This window comes from Marinococcus salis, assembly GCF_054971365.1.
This window is the reverse complement of record NZ_JBQOJB010000004.1, coordinates 43316-59241: the sequence shown is the minus strand read 5'-3', so window position 1 is coordinate 59241 and position 15926 is coordinate 43316. Positions and strand designations below refer to the sequence as shown.

General features: G+C 52.2%; 12 protein-coding genes and 1 pseudogene. All 13 read left to right on the top strand.

The window, feature by feature from the left end; genetic code table 11:
- Nucleotides 1–13 precede the first annotated feature (13 nt).
- The 13 genes and pseudogenes from ACTTK6_RS05125 (at nt 14) to ACTTK6_RS05065 (ending at nt 15874) form a co-directional block, all read left to right on the top strand.
- Entirely contained in the window at nt 14–1726 is a 1713-nt protein-coding gene (locus ACTTK6_RS05125) for a proline--tRNA ligase (protein ID WP_462832870.1), read from the top strand.
- A 107-nt stretch (nt 1727–1833) separates the two neighbouring features.
- Complete coding sequence (locus ACTTK6_RS05120) at nt 1834–6129, top strand: PolC-type DNA polymerase III (protein WP_462832869.1); 4296 nt, start codon at nt 1834–1836, stop codon at nt 6127–6129.
- A 189-nt stretch (nt 6130–6318) separates the two neighbouring features.
- Nucleotides 6319–6789 carry a ribosome maturation factor RimP gene (gene rimP, locus ACTTK6_RS05115; RefSeq protein WP_079476198.1) on the top strand — a complete coding sequence of 157 codons (471 nt, stop codon included), beginning with the start codon at nt 6319–6321 and terminating at the stop codon, nt 6787–6789.
- 40 nt (nt 6790–6829) lie between these two features.
- Nucleotides 6830–7945 carry a transcription termination factor NusA gene (nusA, locus tag ACTTK6_RS05110; protein ID WP_079476199.1) on the top strand — a complete coding sequence of 372 codons (1116 nt, stop codon included), beginning with the start codon at nt 6830–6832 and terminating at the stop codon, nt 7943–7945.
- 18 nt (nt 7946–7963) lie between these two features.
- Entirely contained in the window at nt 7964–8239 is a 276-nt protein-coding gene (gene rnpM, locus ACTTK6_RS05105; RefSeq protein WP_079476200.1) for an RNase P modulator RnpM, read from the top strand.
- On the top strand, nt 8229–8540 hold the full coding sequence (locus tag ACTTK6_RS05100) for a L7Ae/L30e/S12e/Gadd45 family ribosomal protein (protein WP_079476201.1): 312 nt from the start codon (nt 8229–8231) through the stop codon (nt 8538–8540). Before rnpM ends, ACTTK6_RS05100 begins: the two co-directional genes overlap by 11 nt.
- A 180-nt stretch (nt 8541–8720) precedes the next feature.
- Nucleotides 8721–10478: pseudogene (gene infB, locus ACTTK6_RS05095) on the top strand (translation initiation factor IF-2); the annotation flags it as partial.
- On the top strand, nt 10475–10750 hold the full coding sequence (locus ACTTK6_RS05090; protein ID WP_022792810.1) for a DUF503 domain-containing protein: 276 nt from the start codon (nt 10475–10477) through the stop codon (nt 10748–10750). The pseudogene infB and the gene ACTTK6_RS05090, both read left to right, overlap by 4 nt.
- Before the next feature lie 11 nt (nt 10751–10761).
- The gene (gene rbfA / locus ACTTK6_RS05085; RefSeq protein ID WP_079476203.1) at nt 10762–11112 is read left to right on the top strand and encodes a 30S ribosome-binding factor RbfA; all 351 of its coding nucleotides are present in this window, start codon (nt 10762–10764) and stop codon (nt 11110–11112) included.
- 103 nt (nt 11113–11215) lie between these two features.
- The gene (gene truB / locus ACTTK6_RS05080) at nt 11216–12115 is read left to right on the top strand and encodes a tRNA pseudouridine(55) synthase TruB (protein ID WP_462832946.1); all 900 of its coding nucleotides are present in this window, start codon (nt 11216–11218) and stop codon (nt 12113–12115) included.
- Between the two features lie 35 nt (nt 12116–12150).
- Nucleotides 12151–13107 carry a bifunctional riboflavin kinase/FAD synthetase gene (locus ACTTK6_RS05075; protein WP_079476204.1) on the top strand — a complete coding sequence of 319 codons (957 nt, stop codon included), beginning with the start codon at nt 12151–12153 and terminating at the stop codon, nt 13105–13107.
- A gap of 136 nt (nt 13108–13243) precedes the next feature.
- Nucleotides 13244–13513, top strand: a complete 270-nt coding sequence (gene rpsO, locus ACTTK6_RS05070; RefSeq protein ID WP_022792814.1) for a 30S ribosomal protein S15 — start codon at nt 13244–13246, stop codon at nt 13511–13513.
- Nucleotides 13514–13771: 258 nt separating this feature from the next.
- Nucleotides 13772–15874 carry a polyribonucleotide nucleotidyltransferase gene (locus ACTTK6_RS05065; protein ID WP_462832867.1) on the top strand — a complete coding sequence of 701 codons (2103 nt, stop codon included), beginning with the start codon at nt 13772–13774 and terminating at the stop codon, nt 15872–15874.
- Nucleotides 15875–15926: the final 52 nt, after the last annotated feature.

Genomic DNA, 15926 nt, shown 5'->3' with positions numbered 1-15926 from the left:
AGGATGATATAGTATGCGACAACAATTTTTATTCAGTCCTACCCTCCGTGATGTGCCGCAGGGAGCGGACATTGCAAGCCACCAGCTGATGCTTCGTGCCGGCCTGATCCGTCAGAGCGCAGCCGGGGTATATTCCTACCTTCCGCTTGGCCATAAGGTGTTGCGCAAGATCGAAAGCATCGTCCGCGAGGAAATGGATGCGGCAAGCGGGCAGGAAGTACTGCTTCCTGCCATGCAGCCGGCAGAGGTATGGCAGGCCTCGGGCCGCTATGACAATTACGGGCCGGCGCTGATGCGCTTTAAAGACCGCCACCAGCGGGATTTTGTTCTCGGTCCCACGCATGAAGAAAACATTGCCGCCCTTGTAAAAGATGAAATGAATACATACAAACGTATGCCTGCGATTTTGTACCAGATCCAGACCAAATACCGCGACGAAGCGCGCCCGCGCTTCGGAGTGCTTCGTGCCCGCGAATTTATTATGAAGGACGCGTATTCGTTTGATACCTCCTACGAAGCGCAGAACGAAAGCTACTGGGCCATGTATCGCGCCTACGAGCGGATTTTTACCCGGTTGGGACTGAATTACCGGGCCGTCCAGGCCGATGCCGGAGCGATGGGTGGCCAGGGCGAGACCCACGAATTCACTGTGCTTTCCGACGTTGGGGAAGACACCATTGTGTATTCTGACGAGAGCGATTTTGCGGCTAATATTGAAATAGCTGCCATCCCGGACACCGTATCAAAGCCGGAGCCGGTCGCTGAAGAAATGACCATGGTTGATACACCGCAGGAACGAACTATCGAAGAAGTGGCTGCAAAACTTGGCATCAGGCATGAGCAGTGCCTGAAAACGGTGGCGTTTGATGCAGACGGCCGCCTGGTAGCCGTGCTTATGCGCGGTGATCATGACGTCAACGAAGTGAAGGTCGCAAACGCCCTGGGAGCTGAAGTGCTTGAGCCGGCATCCGCCGGGCAAATTGAAGAAGCGTTCGGGGCAGAACCCGGGTTTATCGGTCCTGCCGGCCTTTCCGGAGACGTGGAGGTGCTTGCTGATTACGCGGTCCGTGGCATGGCAGGCGCGGTATGCGGAGCTAACGAAAACGGGAGGCACTACCAGAATGCGGTGCCGGAAAAAGACTTTCCGGTAGGAGAGTACGCTGATCTGCGTTTCATCCAGGAAGGCGAGCCATCCCCGGACGGCCGGGGGACTGTCCGTTTCGCTAAAGGTATAGAGGTCGGGCACGTCTTCAAGCTTGGCACGAAGTATAGCGAAGCCCTCGGAGCCACATTTTTGGATGAAAACGGAAAAGCCCGCCCGATCATTATGGGCAGCTACGGCGTCGGTGTGAGCCGGACGATTGCTGCTGTCATTGAGCAGAATCATGACGAGAGCGGCATCTGCTGGCCGAAAGCAGCTGCCCCGTTTGACCTGCATCTGCTTGTGATCAATCCGAAGCAGGAGGACCAGCAGCAGCTCGGGGAAGAACTGTATGACAGCCTTCAGAAAAGCGGCTGGTCCGTACTGCTCGATGACCGGAGGGAGCGGCCGGGAGTGAAGTTTAAGGATGCTGATCTTTACGGCCTTCCGGTCCGTATTGCTTCCGGTAAAAAAGCAGGAGAGCAGATTGTGGAAGTAAAAGCCCGAACTGCCGAAGAAAACGTGGAAGTCGCTGTCAGCGACCTGCCGCAGTATTTAGAGAAGCTGTGGGCTGAAATCCATTAACCCTTTCTGGATGCTCCAGGAGGGGTTTCCCTCTTCCCTGTGCCTGCCGAAGATGAATTTTTTTGATAAAATAGATGATAAAAGAACGAAAAAGTGAGGCGAGAAACGTGCAGACCGACCGTCACATCCAGCAGGAACGTTTTGAGTTGCTACTTGAGCAGATTGGCATGCCGGAAGAAGAAACCAACCGTTATTTTACCGAAGGCCGCCTCGAAAAGCTTGTTATTCATAAAGAACAGAAGCAGTGGCATTTCCATCTGACGCTTGCAGCACCGCTTCCGTTCACGGTGTACGCACTGCTGAAGGAGAAGCTGCAGTCCGCGTTTGAAAGCATCGCAGCTGTTGATTTCACGCTTCATTACGAGGAAGGCACAACCGTGCCTGTGGACGCCGTCCCTGATTACTGGCCGCTTATAATGCAGAAGCTCGAACAGTATGATCCTCATCTGCGAATGAGGCTGAACGGGGGAGCGCCGTTTTTGCGGGAAGGCGAGCTGATTTTCCCGTGCAAAAGTGACATCGAAATGAATTCGCTCGGGCCGAAGCTGCAGCAGGCGATGAATGATGTCCTGCCGCTGTTCGGCCTGCCGGCTGCCGCGTTCACCATGGAAGCCAAAACGAGCGATGAAGAAAAGGAACAGTTTGAAGAAAAGAAAAAGCAAGAAGAGCATTCGAAAGTAATAGAAGCAATGATGGAACGAAAGAAAAAAGAATCCGAAGCCGACTCCAAGCGAGCCTCCCAGTCGATTCAGATCGGCTACCCGATCAAAGACGAAGCAGTGCCGCTGAAGGATATCCGCGAGGAAGAACGCCGCGTGACCGTAGAGGGCTACATTTTCGAAGCAGAAACGAAGGAGCTCCGCAGCGGGCGGACGCTGTTAACGTTTAAAATTACCGACTACACAGATTCGATAATGATCAAAATGTTTTCCAAGGATAAAGAACAGGTGCCGCTGCTCGAAGCCGTGCAAAAGGGCATCTGGGTAAAGGCCCGTGGCGGCGTGCAGGACGATACATTCGTCCGTGACCTGGTGATGATCGCAAACGATGTCATCCAGGTGCAGGGAGCGTCCAAAACCGATGATGCCGAAGAAAAGCGTGTCGAGCTGCACGCCCACACGAACATGAGCCAGATGGATGCGACCGTTTCTGCCGGGGAATACGTGACCCGGGCAGCCGAATGGGGGCACCCGGCGGTCGCAATTACGGACCACGGTGTCGTGCAGTCGTTTCCGGAAGCATACAATGCCGGCAAAAAGCACGATATTAAAGTGCTGTACGGCATGGAGGCGAACCTTGTGGATGACGGCGTTCCGATCGCTTACAACGAGGCAGATGTGGATCTTGAAACAGGCACCTATGTCGTTTTTGACGTGGAAACAACCGGTCTGTCGGTCGTGTACGATTCCATCATCGAACTCGCAGCGGTTAAAGTAAAAGACGGCGAGATTATCGACCGGTTTGAACGCTTTTCAAATCCGCATGAAAAACTGACCGATACCATTATTAACCTCACCGGCATCACAGACGATATGCTCGTCGACGCCCCGGAGATCGAGCCGGTACTGGAAGACTTCCACGCCTTTTCCAAGGACTCGGTGCTTGTTGCCCATAACGCAAGCTTTGATATGGGATTTCTCCGGGAGGGATACAAAAAAATTGGTAAAACGGCAGATATGCCGGTGATTGATACGCTCGAATTCGGCCGTTTTTTGTATCCGAATTTAAAAAACCACCGGCTGAATACGCTTTGTAAAACATTTGATATTGAACTCGTAAGCCATCACCGGGCGATTTACGATGCGGAAGCAACCGGCTATCTGCTTTGGAAAATGGTAAAGGATGCGCTCGCCCAGGACATTACCAACCATAAACAGCTCAATGATAACATGGGCCAGTCCGGCTTTCACCGCCTGCGTCCGTCGCACTGCACTCTGATCGCCCAGACGCAGGAAGGGCTGAAGAATCTGTATCACCTCGTTACGCTGTCGCATCTGGAGTACTTTTTCCGGACGCCCCGGATCCCGCGTTCGAAGCTGCAGAAGTACCGCGAAGGCATACTCGTCGGCTCGGCGTGTGACAAAGGCGAAGTGTTTGAAACGATGATGCAGAAGTCGGAGGACGAAGCGAAAAAAGCCGCTGAATTTTACGATTATCTCGAGGTACAGCCGCCGGAAAACTATGCGCACCTTGTGGAAAAGGAGCTTCTGAAAAGCTACGATGACGTTAGGGATGTGATTCAGAAAATTATCCGCACCGGGGATGAACTGAATCTTCCGGTCGTTGCCACCGGCAACGCCCACTATATGGATGAGCACGACTACAGCTACCGGCAGATCCTGATTGCATCGCAGGGCGGGGCGAACCCGCTGAACAACCAGACACTTCCGCAGGTGCACTTCCGTACGACCGGGGAAATGCTTTCCTGCTTTGATTTTCTCGATGACCGCACGGCAGAAAGGATTGTGGTGGAAAACACACGGGCAATCGCTGACCAGGTGGAGACGATTCATCCGGTGCCAAGCGACCTGTATACACCAAACATCGAAGGCTCGGACAAGGAAATACGCGAAATGTGCTACCGCCGGGCGGAAAGCATCTACGGCTCGCCAATACCGGAGCTTGTGAAAACCAGGCTCGATAAAGAGCTCGACAGTATTATTGGTAACGGCTTTGACGTTATCTACCTGATTTCGCAGAAGCTCGTAAAAAAATCCCTCGAAGACGGCTATCTGGTCGGCTCCCGGGGCTCGGTCGGTTCGTCGTTTGTTGCCACGATGACAGAAATTACCGAAGTGAACCCGCTGCCCCCGCATTATGTTTGTCCGGAATGCAAGCAATCGACGTTTTTTGATGACGGCTCGGTCGGCTCCGGCTTTGACCTGCCGGACAAGCAATGTGACAGCTGCGGCGTGGATATGATTAAAGACGGGCATGACATCCCGTTTGAAACCTTCCTCGGGTTTAAAGGTGATAAAGTTCCCGATATTGATTTGAACTTCTCCGGTGACTACCAGCCGCGGGCCCATAATTACACGAAAGAACTATTCGGCGAGGAGAAAGTCTACCGGGCAGGTACAATCGGAACCGTGGCGGACAAAACAGCGTATGGGTTCGTGAAAGGCTATCAGAGCGACCACGAGCTGCATCTGCGCGGAGCGGAAATCGACCGGCTGGTCAGTGGATGTACGGGCGTCAAACGGACGACCGGCCAGCACCCGGGCGGGATCATCGTCGTCCCGGATGAGTATGACATCCACGACTTCTGTCCAATCCAGTTTCCGGCGGACGACAAAACGTCGGAATGGAAAACGACGCACTTTGACTTTCATTCCATTCACGACAACCTGCTGAAGCTTGATATACTCGGCCACGATGATCCGACAGTTATACGCATGCTGCAGGATTTAAGCGGCATTGACCCACAGACCATTCCGACCGACGATGCGGAAGTGATGAAAATCTTCGGCGGTCCGGAAGTACTCGGCGTCACGCCGGAGCAAATTAATTGTAAAACAGGCACGTACGGCATACCGGAGTTTGGCACCCGTTTTGTGCGGCAGATGCTTGAAGACACGAAGCCGTCGACGTTTTCCGAGCTGGTTCAGATTTCGGGTCTGTCGCACGGCGCGGACGTATGGGTCGGCAACGCCCAGGAACTGATCCAGAACGGCACGTGTGAGCTGAAGGACGTGATCGGCTGCCGGGACGACATTATGGTGTATTTGATTTATAAAGGCATCGAACACTCGCTCGCCTTTAAAATTATGGAATTTGTCCGTAAAGGACGAGGCCTTGACCCGGAATGGATCGAAGAAATGAAAAATCACGGCGTGCCGGAATGGTACATTCAGTCCTGCCTGAAGATTAAGTACATGTTCCCGAAAGCGCACGCCACCGCCTATGTGCTGATGGCGGTCCGGATCGCCTACTTTAAAGTGCACCACCCGATATTGTTCTATGCAGCGTATTTTACGGTGCGGGCGGACGACTTTGATCTGCCGACCATGATTAACGGAAGCACCTCCATCCGCGCGAAGCTTGATGAAATTCAGGCTAAGGGCTTTGACGCCTCGCCAAAGGAAAAAAGCCTGGTGACGGTGCTCGAGCTCGCGCTTGAAATGACCGAGCGGGGCTATCGTTTCCAAAAGGTGGATCTGTACCGTTCGGAGGCGAGCGAATTTGTCGTCGACGGCGACCAGTTGATCCCGCCGTTTAACGCTTTGGAAGGAGTGGGCACCAACGCCGCGGTTAATATTGTGAAAGCCCGCGCTGACGGTGAATTCTTGTCCAAGGAAGATCTGCAGCAGCGCAGCAAGGCAACCAAAACGGTGATCGAGCATCTTGATCTGCACGGATGCCTCGGCGGGCTGCCCGACACGAACCAACTTTCCTTGTTCTAAACAGCGGGGAGACTTGCGGAATTGCGCGAAACGTGCTATGATAATGGGCAGTGAGAGGTATATCGAGACGGCGAAAGAGTGGGTAAACACCCACTCTTTCATTTATGGTTGAAGCTTTCTGCATAAAATAAACTATATACTATCATTGGAAGAAATGAAGATGATGACAAAGCAGCAGGGAGGTACGTAATGAAAGAAAGTATTAAAGACATTGCAGCACGCCTGGCACGGCCGATTGCTGAAGAACTGGACCTGGAACTGGTGGATACAGAGTATAAAAAAGAAGGAAAAAATTGGTACCTTCGGGTGTTTGTGGACAGTCCCTCCGGTGTGCATCTTGAGGACTGCGGACGGGTGAGCGAACGACTGAGTGAACAGCTCGACGACCTGGACCCGGTTCAGGAAGCTTATTATCTGGAAGTTTCTTCGCCGGGCGCGGAGCGTCCACTGAACAACGAAGCAGACATCCGCCGTTCAGTCGGAAAAAACGTGTACGTGACCACGTATGAACCCGTTGAAGGGGAAAAAGCGTTCGAAGGAAAGCTGAGTGACTTCAAAGACGGAGAGCTTTTGATTTTCACCAAACAAAAACAGAAGGAACGCACGGTTCATGTACCATACAGTAAAGTAGCTAAAGCAAGGCTCGCTATCATTTTTTAACGGTGCGGCGGGCATCGAGAAAAAGGAGGATCTTAATTCCATGAATGCAGACTTTATGGAAGCATTGGACGTACTGGAAAAAGACAAAGGAATCGATAAAGAAATAGTGCTTGAAGCGATCGAAGCCGCGTTGATTTCCGCCTACAAGCGAAACTTCAACCAGGCACAGAACGTCCGGGTGGATGTCAATCGTGACACCGGATCGATTCAGGTATTTGCCCGCAAAGAAGTAGTCGAAGAGGTATTCGATCCGCGGCTTGAAATCTCCCAGGAGGAAGCGCAGGCTATCAGCCCGTCGTACGAGCTTGACGACGTAGTGGAAATGGAAGTCACTCCGAAGAACTTCGGGCGTATTGCAGCCCAGACGGCAAAGCAGGTCGTGACCCAGCGCGTGCGTGAAGCAGAGCGCGGCATTATTTATTCTGATTTTATCGACCGCGAAGAAGATATTATGACCGGCATTGTGCAGCGCCAGGACCACCGCTTTATCTACGTGGATCTCGGAAAAGTAGAAGCTCTGCTGCCCCAGAGCGAACAGATGCAAAATGAAACGTACAACCATAATGACCGCCTGAAAGCGTACATCACGAAAGTGGAAAAAACGACCAAAGGTCCGCAGATTGTTATCTCCCGTACGCACCCGGGCTTATTGAAGCGGCTGTTTGAGCTTGAAGTACCGGAAATTTACGACGGTACAGTAGAGATCATTTCAGTGGCACGGGAAGCAGGCGACCGCTCGAAAATTTCGGTGTTTGCGGATGATCCGGAAGTGGATCCGGTCGGCTCCTGCGTAGGGCCGAACGGCCAGCGCGTCCAGACCATCGTCAAAGAGCTGAAGGGTGAAAAAATTGACATCGTGCAATGGTCGGAAAATCCGGTGGAATATGTGGCGAATTCCCTAAGCCCGGCGAAAGCCCTGGATGTGCAGGTAAATGAAGAAGAAAAAAGCACGCTCGTCGTAGTACCGGACTACCAGCTGTCTCTTGCTATTGGCAAGCGCGGGCAGAACGCCCGTCTGGCCGCCAAGCTTACCGGCTGGAAAATCGATATTAAAAGTGAAACTGAAGCTGAAGAGCTTGGTATTTTCTCCCCGGAGGATGCCGAAGAAATTCCGGTAACGAGCACAAGCATTGATTTAGACACAGAAGATTTGTAAAAATGAGGGTGAACGGCTATGGCTAAAAAAATTCCCATGAGAAAGTGCATCATTACTGGAGAGGAAAAGCCCAAGAAAGAATTGGTGCGAGTCGTTCGGGACCCGGATAACACCGTTTTTGTCGACCGCTCGGGTAAAAAGAACGGGCGGGGCGCGTATTTAACAGACAGTGATGATGTTTTTTTACAGGCGAAAGCAAAAGATTCGTTGAGCCGCCATTTAAAGGTGAATATATCGAGCGATGATTACGATCGTCTTATAGAAGAGCGCAGAGGCGTAAAGCATGAACGATAAAGCATTGTCTTTTCTCGGGCTTGCCGCCCGGGCAGGAGAACTGAAAAGCGGTGATGACACCGTTCTTAAAACCGTACAGGCAAAAAAAGCACATCTCGTTATCGTCGCCGGGGATGCTTCGGCCAATACGATTAAAAAATTCACGGATAAAACGAGCTTTTATTCATGTCCTTTTCGGGTTGCGGGAACAAAAGCCGATCTCGGTGCAGCGATCGGAAAAGAAGCAAGAACCATTTTATCCGTCACTGAACGCGGCTTTGCCAAAAAGCTGATAAAATTGATAGATGAAGAAATAAAATGAGAAGGACGTGTAGATGGACGAAAAACGAACAACATTCACAAACGATATCTTTGGAAGGAAAGTGATGTCACTATGAGTAAAGTGAGAAGCAATAAAACACGAAACACCCAGGGAAACAGAGGCCCAAGCAAGAAAAAGACCAACCAAAAACGCCCGGGCGGGGGCCGTAAAGAGCAGCAGGCTACTCCTGAAAAAATTACGTTTGCCGGCAGCCTCTCCGTCGGGGAACTGGCAGAAAAACTGAACAAAGAAAGCTCGGAAGTCATCAAAAAATTAATGAACCTCGGCGTAATGGCGACCATTAATGAAACGCTCGAGGCAGAAACCATTGAACTGATCGCCACGGATTACGGCGTAGAGGTGGAGCAGGAAGAAGTGGTGGATGAACTCGATATTGATAACTATGTCGAGCAGGACGACCCGGCAAAGCTGCAGGAACGCCCGCCGGTAGTAACCATTATGGGTCACGTCGACCACGGGAAGACGACGCTGCTTGACTCCATCCGCCACACAAAAGTCACCTCCGGGGAAGCGGGCGGCATTACCCAGCATATCGGCGCCTATCAGGTGGAAGAAAATAACAAACTGATCACCTTCCTCGACACGCCCGGTCACGCAGCATTCACGACCATGCGTGCACGCGGTGCGGAAGTAACCGACATTACAATTCTGGTCGTCGCAGCCGACGACGGCGTAATGCCTCAGACAAGGGAAGCCATTAACCACGCCAAGGCGGCTGAGGTGCCGATCATTGTCGCGGTAAACAAGATGGATAAAGAAGGCGCCAACCCCGACCGTGTGATGCAGGAACTCATGGAATTCCAATTAGTGCCGGAAGCATACGGCGGAGATACAATCTTTGTGAACCTTTCCGCGATCAACGGTGAAGGTATCGACGAACTGCTTGAAATGATCCTGCTCGTGGCCGAAGTGGAAGACTTCAAAGCAAATCCGGACAAGCGTGCGCGCGGAAGCGTCGTAGAAGCAGAGCTTGATAAAGGGCGCGGGCCGGTGGCTACCCTGCTTGTTCAAAACGGTACGCTGCATGTCGGCGAGCCGATTGTCGTCGGCAACGCCTTCGGACGAATCCGGGCGATGGTGGACGATCTTGGCCGCCAGGTGAAAAGCGCGGGGCCGTCCAAGCCAGTGGAAATTATCGGCCTGAACGATGTGCCGCAGGCAGGCGACCCGTTTGTTGTCTTTGAAGAAGAGAAAAAAGCCCGCCAGATCGCTGATGCGCGTAAGAGCCGGGCAAAGGATGCCGAGCGTGCACAAACCTCGAAGATCAACCTGGACGATCTGTTCAGCCAGATTCAGGAAAACGACATGAAAGAAATTAACGTGATCGTTAAAGCGGACGTACAGGGTTCGGTCGAAGCGCTTCGCGGTTCGCTTGAAAAAATAGAAGTGGAAGGCTGCAAAATCAATATCGTACACGCCGGCGCCGGCGCGATTGCAGAATCAGACGTCATCCTTGCTTCAGCTTCCAACGCGATCATTATCGGCTTTAACGTCCGTCCCGACGTAAACGCCAAGCGTACGGCGGATGCAGAAAATGTGGATCTTCGTCTCCACCAGGTTATCTACAATGCGATTGACGAAATTGAAACAGCCATGAAAGGTATGCTCGACCCGGTCTATGAAGAGCGCGTGCTCGGACAGGTTGAGGTGCGCCAGCTGTTCAAAGTTTCCCGCGTTGGTACCATTGCCGGAAGCTATGTGCTCGAAGGCAAAATCACCCGGGACTCCAAAGTACGGGTCGTACGCGACGGCGTCGTTATTTTCGACGGCGGCATCAAGGACCTGAAGCGTTATAAAGATGACGCCAAGGAAGTTGCAGCCGGCTATGAGTGCGGTGTGACCCTCGAAAACTTTAACGACCTTAAGGAAGGCGACATTATGGAGCCGTATATCATGGAGGAAGTTAAACGCACATGATCGGTGTAGTCCATGTAGAGTGCATGCTTTATGAAGCGAGTCATTTAAAGCAGAAGCGGGCGGTGCTTCAGAGCGTGAAAACGAAGCTGAAGCAGCGGAACCTCTCCGTGGCAGAAACGGATTATCAGGAGCTTTGGCAGCGGGCAGCTCTTTCGATTGTCACCGTGCATAACGAAAAGGCAGGGGCGGAAAAAGAGCTGCAGCGTGCCATTCATATGATTGAAAGTTATACGGAATGGGAAATAACCTCCGTACACTATGAATGGTTATAGGAGGAACAGTTATGGCTAATATACGTGCTCAGCGTGTAGGAGAGCAGATTAAAAAAGAAGTCTCGGATATTTTTGCGCGCGGAATCAAGGACCCGCGGGTGCAGTTTGTGACGGTGACTGACGTGGAAGTGACCGGAGATCTGCAGCAGGCAACGATCTTTGTCACCGTTCTCGGAGAAGAAAAAGACAAAGAGGAAGCGTTTCAGGGCCTTGAAAAAGCCCGGGGATTCATCCGCAGTGAAATCGGAAAACGAATTCAGCTTCGCAAAACACCGGAAATCTTCTTTTCTTTCGATGAATCGATTGAATACGGCAACCGTATTGAATCGCTGCTGCGCGATTTAAATGAACGGGAAAAGTAGAAGACAGAAGCTGTTTTAAAGTTGGGAGAGCTGTTGCTGACTTTGAAACAGCTTTTCCTATGTACATGAATTCTGTAATGGAAGTGAGCGAAACGGCCCTATGATTGATGGAATCATTCCTTTGTGGAAAGAAGCAGGTGTTACGTCCCATGATTGTGTAGCGCGGGCGCGCCGGCTGCTGAAAACAAAAAAAGTTGGTCATTCCGGCACGCTTGATCCATCCGTGACCGGAGTGCTTCCGCTTTGTATCGGAAAAGCCACTAAAGCGGTGGATTACCTGCACGAAGCTCCAAAGGCATACGAAGGGGTTATCACTCTCGGAAGAGCGACAACCACTGAAGACGCCGACGGGGAGACGGTGGAAGCCCTCGCTGTAGAGACGGCACCGGCAAAGCAGCGCATTGAGGAGGCGCTCCAAGCTTTAAGTGGTTCGGTAACCCAGGTGCCTCCGATGTTTTCAGCTGTTAAAGTCCGGGGGCGCAAGCTGTATGAATATGCCCGTGAAGGCATAGAGGTCGAGCGTCCAGTCCGGGAGGCCTGCATTTACGACTTTCGGCTGCTTGAAATGGACGAAGCTCCGCGGGGCGGGGAATTTTCCTTTAAAATTCGGGTGAGCTGCAGTAAAGGAACCTACGTGCGCACGCTTGCTGTCGATGCTGGAAAGAAGCTCGGGTACCCGGCACATCTGCAGCAGCTCGTCCGCACGGCGTCCGGGGGATTCGAACCGGAACACACTTCCACATGGGAAGAGCTTGAAGCCCTGGTGGCCGCTGGCCGTCCTGAAAAAGCCGTGTATCCGGTAGACTGGGCAGTGGCTCACCTTCCGGCCATTACAGTGTCGGAGGAGACGGCGGAGCAGATCAGTCACGGACGGGTGCTTCCGGCAGCTTGGTTTTCTGAGCAGACGATGGCGGTAAAGGCAGAGAGCGGGAAACCGCTTGCTGTCTATACGGCGCATCCGGCTAAGCCCGGCATTTTCAAACCTAAAACAATGCTTCTTTAAAAGCGTGAATGAAAGAATATCGGCAGGTGAAAATAATGGAAGTTCATCATCTTATACATCCACATACGTTAACCCCGTCACTTTCAAAGGCTAAAGTGATGGCGATGGGTTACTTTGACGGAGTGCACCGCGGTCACAAAGAAGTGATTGAGAAGGCCCGTCAGGCAGCAGAAGACAGGGGACTGCCGCTCACTGTAATGACCTTCCACCCGCACCCGAAAGTGGTACTGTCCAAGCAGTCAGAGGAAGATATGTTTTATTTAACCCCATTGGCGGAAAAGCAGCATATTCTTGAATCACTTGGAGTGGAGGAGCTGTACATTGTGCGGTTTGACCAGGAATTTGCCTCTCTCGACCCTCAGGCTTTTGTTGATGCTTATATTATTGATCTCGGTGTAAAGCACGCAGTGGCCGGATTTGATTTTTCTTACGGTAAATTCGGGCGCGGCAACATGGAGACGCTCCCGTACCATTCGAGGGATGCTTTTACGTTTTCCACGGTATCTCCTTACACCGAAGAGGGAGAGAAGATAAGCTCCACCTGGATCCGCGAGGCTGTGGAACAGGGAGAAATGGTCAAAGCCGCCCGCCTGCTCGGGCGCTGGTATACGTTTGAAGGCACCGTGGTTGAGGGCGAGAAGCGCGGCCGGACAATCGGATTTCCGACAGCTAACATTCAGGCCGACGAGCCGTACCTGCTGCCAAATGACGGCGTGTATGCTGTACGTGCGCTTATCGACGGTGCATGGCACCGGGGGATGAGCAACATCGGCTATAAGCCGACGTTTCACGACGAACGGGACGGCCCGCCGGAAATTGAAGTTCACCTGTTTGATTTCGATGGAGATATTTACGGAAAAGCGGTCCGGGTTGAATGGCGGGAGCGGCTTCGCGGTGAAGTGAAATTTCCTTCCCTCGATGCGCTGGTCTCCCAGCTGCATGAAGACAAACGCGCAGCCGAGCAGGTACTTCAGCAGGAAATCAGGGATTAACACCTGTTTTCCCTTGCGTTTTTTCTGCTCAAAAGGTAAGATGGTTGATGTATGGAAACTACTTCTTGGCTTGCACGCGCCTCCTGCGGCTTGCGAGGAAATGGTTGAAACAAAAAAACAAAAGGAGGTCGACTGAATGGCTTTAACACCAGAGCGTAAATCAGAGTTGATCGAAGAGTACAAAACACATGAAGGCGACACCGGTTCCCCGGAAGTGCAGATCGCTATTTTGACGGAGCAGATTGTTTCGTTGAACGAACACCTGCGTGAGCATAAAAAGGACCACCATTCCCGCCGCGGGCTTTTAAAAATGGTTGGTAAACGCCGTAACCTGTTAACGTACGTTCGTAACCAGGACATCACGCGTTACCGCGACATCATTAATAAACTCGGCTTGCGCCGTTAAGAAGTATTGGGAAGCGGGAGGTATCTCCCGCTTTTTCTCTTACCTAAAAATAACCATGTGCATAACGTATGCGGCTGGGCGGTATGAAATGATCCCTTACGCACATCGCACAAGCTTAACGCGTAAGCAGTGCGGCTTCCGCGTTAAGCTTGTGCGCACGAAAGGGTTTCCTGCTAGTCGGGAGTACCGGCGGAATGGAACATTTATACCCGGAAATGCAGACGTATACGTGAAAAAACGTATAGGAGGTCCTGAAATTTGGAACAAGAAAAGAAAACCTACTCAATTGAATGGGCGGGACAGACGCTGACCGTCGAAACAGGACACATTGCGAAACAGGCGAACGGAGCGGTGATGATCCGCTACGGAGATACGGTGGTTCTCTCCACCGTAACGGCTTCAAAAGAACCGAAGGATCTTCCATTCTTCCCGCTCACGGTGAATTACGAAGAGCGGCTGTATGCGGCAGGGAAAATTCCCGGCGGTTTTATTAAACGTGAAGGACGCCCGAGCGAAACAGCAGTTTTAACAAGCCGCCTGATTGACCGGCCAATCCGTCCGCTTTTTCCGGACGGGTTCCGTAACGACGTGCAGGTAATCAATATGGTGATGAGCGTGGATCAGTCCGCGTCACCGGAAATTGCTGCCATGGTCGGTTCATCGCTCGCTCTCTCCCTGTCGGATATTCCATTTTACGGCCCGGTTTCGGGTGCGGTCATCGGACGGGTCGACGGTGAATTTGTCGTCAACCCTTCAGAATCCGAAGCGGCCAGAAGCGATATTGAACTGACGGTTGCCGGCACCAAAGACGCCATCAACATGGTGGAAGCCGGAGCAGACGAAGTACCGGAAGAGACGATGCTTGAAGGCATCATGTTCGGACACGAAGAAATCAAGCGCCTGGTGGAGTTCCAGGAAGGCATTATCCGTGAGCTCGGCCAGGAGAAAATGGAAGTGCAGCTCTCCCAGACGGATAAAGACCTGGAAGAAACCATCCGCAGCCAGTTCCAGGACTCTGTGAAAGAAGCAGTGATGGTTAAAGATAAAAAAGAGCGCGACGTGGCCATCCAGGAGCTGAAAACGCAGATCTCCGAGCCATATGAAGATGAAGAGCAGCAAAGCGAAGTGAAAGATATTTTTGAAAAGCTTGTCAAAGCAGAATTCCGCCGCCTGATCACCGAAGAGCATATCCGCCCGGACGGACGCGGCCCGGACGACATTCGTCAGCTGACTTCCGAGGTGGACATTCTGCCGCGTACGCACGGCTCTGGCTTGTTTACCCGCGGCCAGACGCAGGCGCTCAGCATCTGCACGCTCGGAGCACTTGGAGAAGTGCAGATCATTGACGGTCTCGGCACGGAAACGTCGAAGCGGTTTTTACATCATTATAACTTCCCGAACTTCAGTGTCGGGGAAACCGGCCCCATCCGCGGGCCGGGCCGGCGGGAAATCGGACACGGCGCTCTCGGGGAGCGTGCCCTTGAAAAAGTGGTTCCTTCCGAGGAGGAGTTCCCGTACACAATCCGCCTGGTATCCGAAGTGCTTGAATCCAACGGTTCCACGTCCCAGGCGAGCATTTGCGCGAGCACGCTTGCCATGATGGACGCCGGTGTGCCAATTAAATCGCCGGTTGCCGGTATTGCGATGGGTCTTGTGAAAGAAGGCGACGACCTGGCTGTACTGACCGATATCCAGGGCATGGAAGACGCCCTTGGCGATATGGACTTTAAAGTAGCCGGCACGGCGGACGGCGTAACGGCGCTGCAGATGGATATTAAACTGGCGGGTATCGACCGCGAAGTGCTTGAATTTGCTCTCAAACGAGCGAAGGTTGCCCGCATGAAAGTACTCGAAAACATGCTCGCTACCATCAGCGAAACGCGCGGTGAGCTGTCCCCGTATGCTCCAAAAATTATGTCCATGCACATTAAGCCGGAGAAAATCCGGGACGTAATTGGCCCGAGCGGAAAAACGATCAACCAGATTATTGAAGACACCGGCGTGAAAATTGACATCGAGCAGGACGGTACCGTCTTTATTTCCTCCACCGAGCAGGATAAAAACGAGGAAGCGAAAAAAATCATTGAAGATTTAATTCGTGAAGTGGAGCCGGGCGAGACGTATTTAGGAAAAGTCAAACGCGTCGAGAAGTTTGGTGCTTTTGTGGAGCTGTTTAAAGGCAAAGAAGGTCTTGTCCACATTTCCCAGCTGAACCACGAGCGCGTCAATAAGGTGGAAGACGTGGTTTCCATCGGAGATGAAGTCATGGTAAAAGTAACAGAAATAGACAATCAGGGACGGATTAACCTATCAAGAAAAGCGCTGCTTGCGAAGGAAAGCTCCGACACACCTTCCCAGTAAGGCGCCTATAGATCAGCAGGGACTTGGATTTCCAGGTCCTTTTTTTTATAAA

Excerpts from the sequence above, each read along its gene's own strand:
- ACTTK6_RS05125 (WP_462832870.1), top strand. The coding sequence starts at position 14 with ATGCGACAACAATTTTTATTCAGTCCTACCCTCCGTGATGTGCCGCAG.
- rimP (WP_079476198.1), top strand. The coding sequence starts at position 6,319 with ATGAAAGAAAGTATTAAAGACATTGCAGCACGCCTGGCACGGCCGATT.
- nusA (WP_079476199.1), top strand. The coding sequence starts at position 6,830 with ATGAATGCAGACTTTATGGAAGCATTGGACGTACTGGAAAAAGACAAA.
- rnpM (WP_079476200.1), top strand. The coding sequence starts at position 7,964 with ATGGCTAAAAAAATTCCCATGAGAAAGTGCATCATTACTGGAGAGGAA.
- ACTTK6_RS05100 (WP_079476201.1), top strand. The coding sequence starts at position 8,229 with ATGAACGATAAAGCATTGTCTTTTCTCGGGCTTGCCGCCCGGGCAGGA.
- ACTTK6_RS05090 (WP_022792810.1), top strand. The coding sequence starts at position 10,475 with ATGATCGGTGTAGTCCATGTAGAGTGCATGCTTTATGAAGCGAGTCAT.
- rbfA (WP_079476203.1), top strand. The coding sequence starts at position 10,762 with ATGGCTAATATACGTGCTCAGCGTGTAGGAGAGCAGATTAAAAAAGAA.
- ACTTK6_RS05075 (WP_079476204.1), top strand. The coding sequence starts at position 12,151 with ATGGAAGTTCATCATCTTATACATCCACATACGTTAACCCCGTCACTT.
- rpsO (WP_022792814.1), top strand. The coding sequence starts at position 13,244 with ATGGCTTTAACACCAGAGCGTAAATCAGAGTTGATCGAAGAGTACAAA.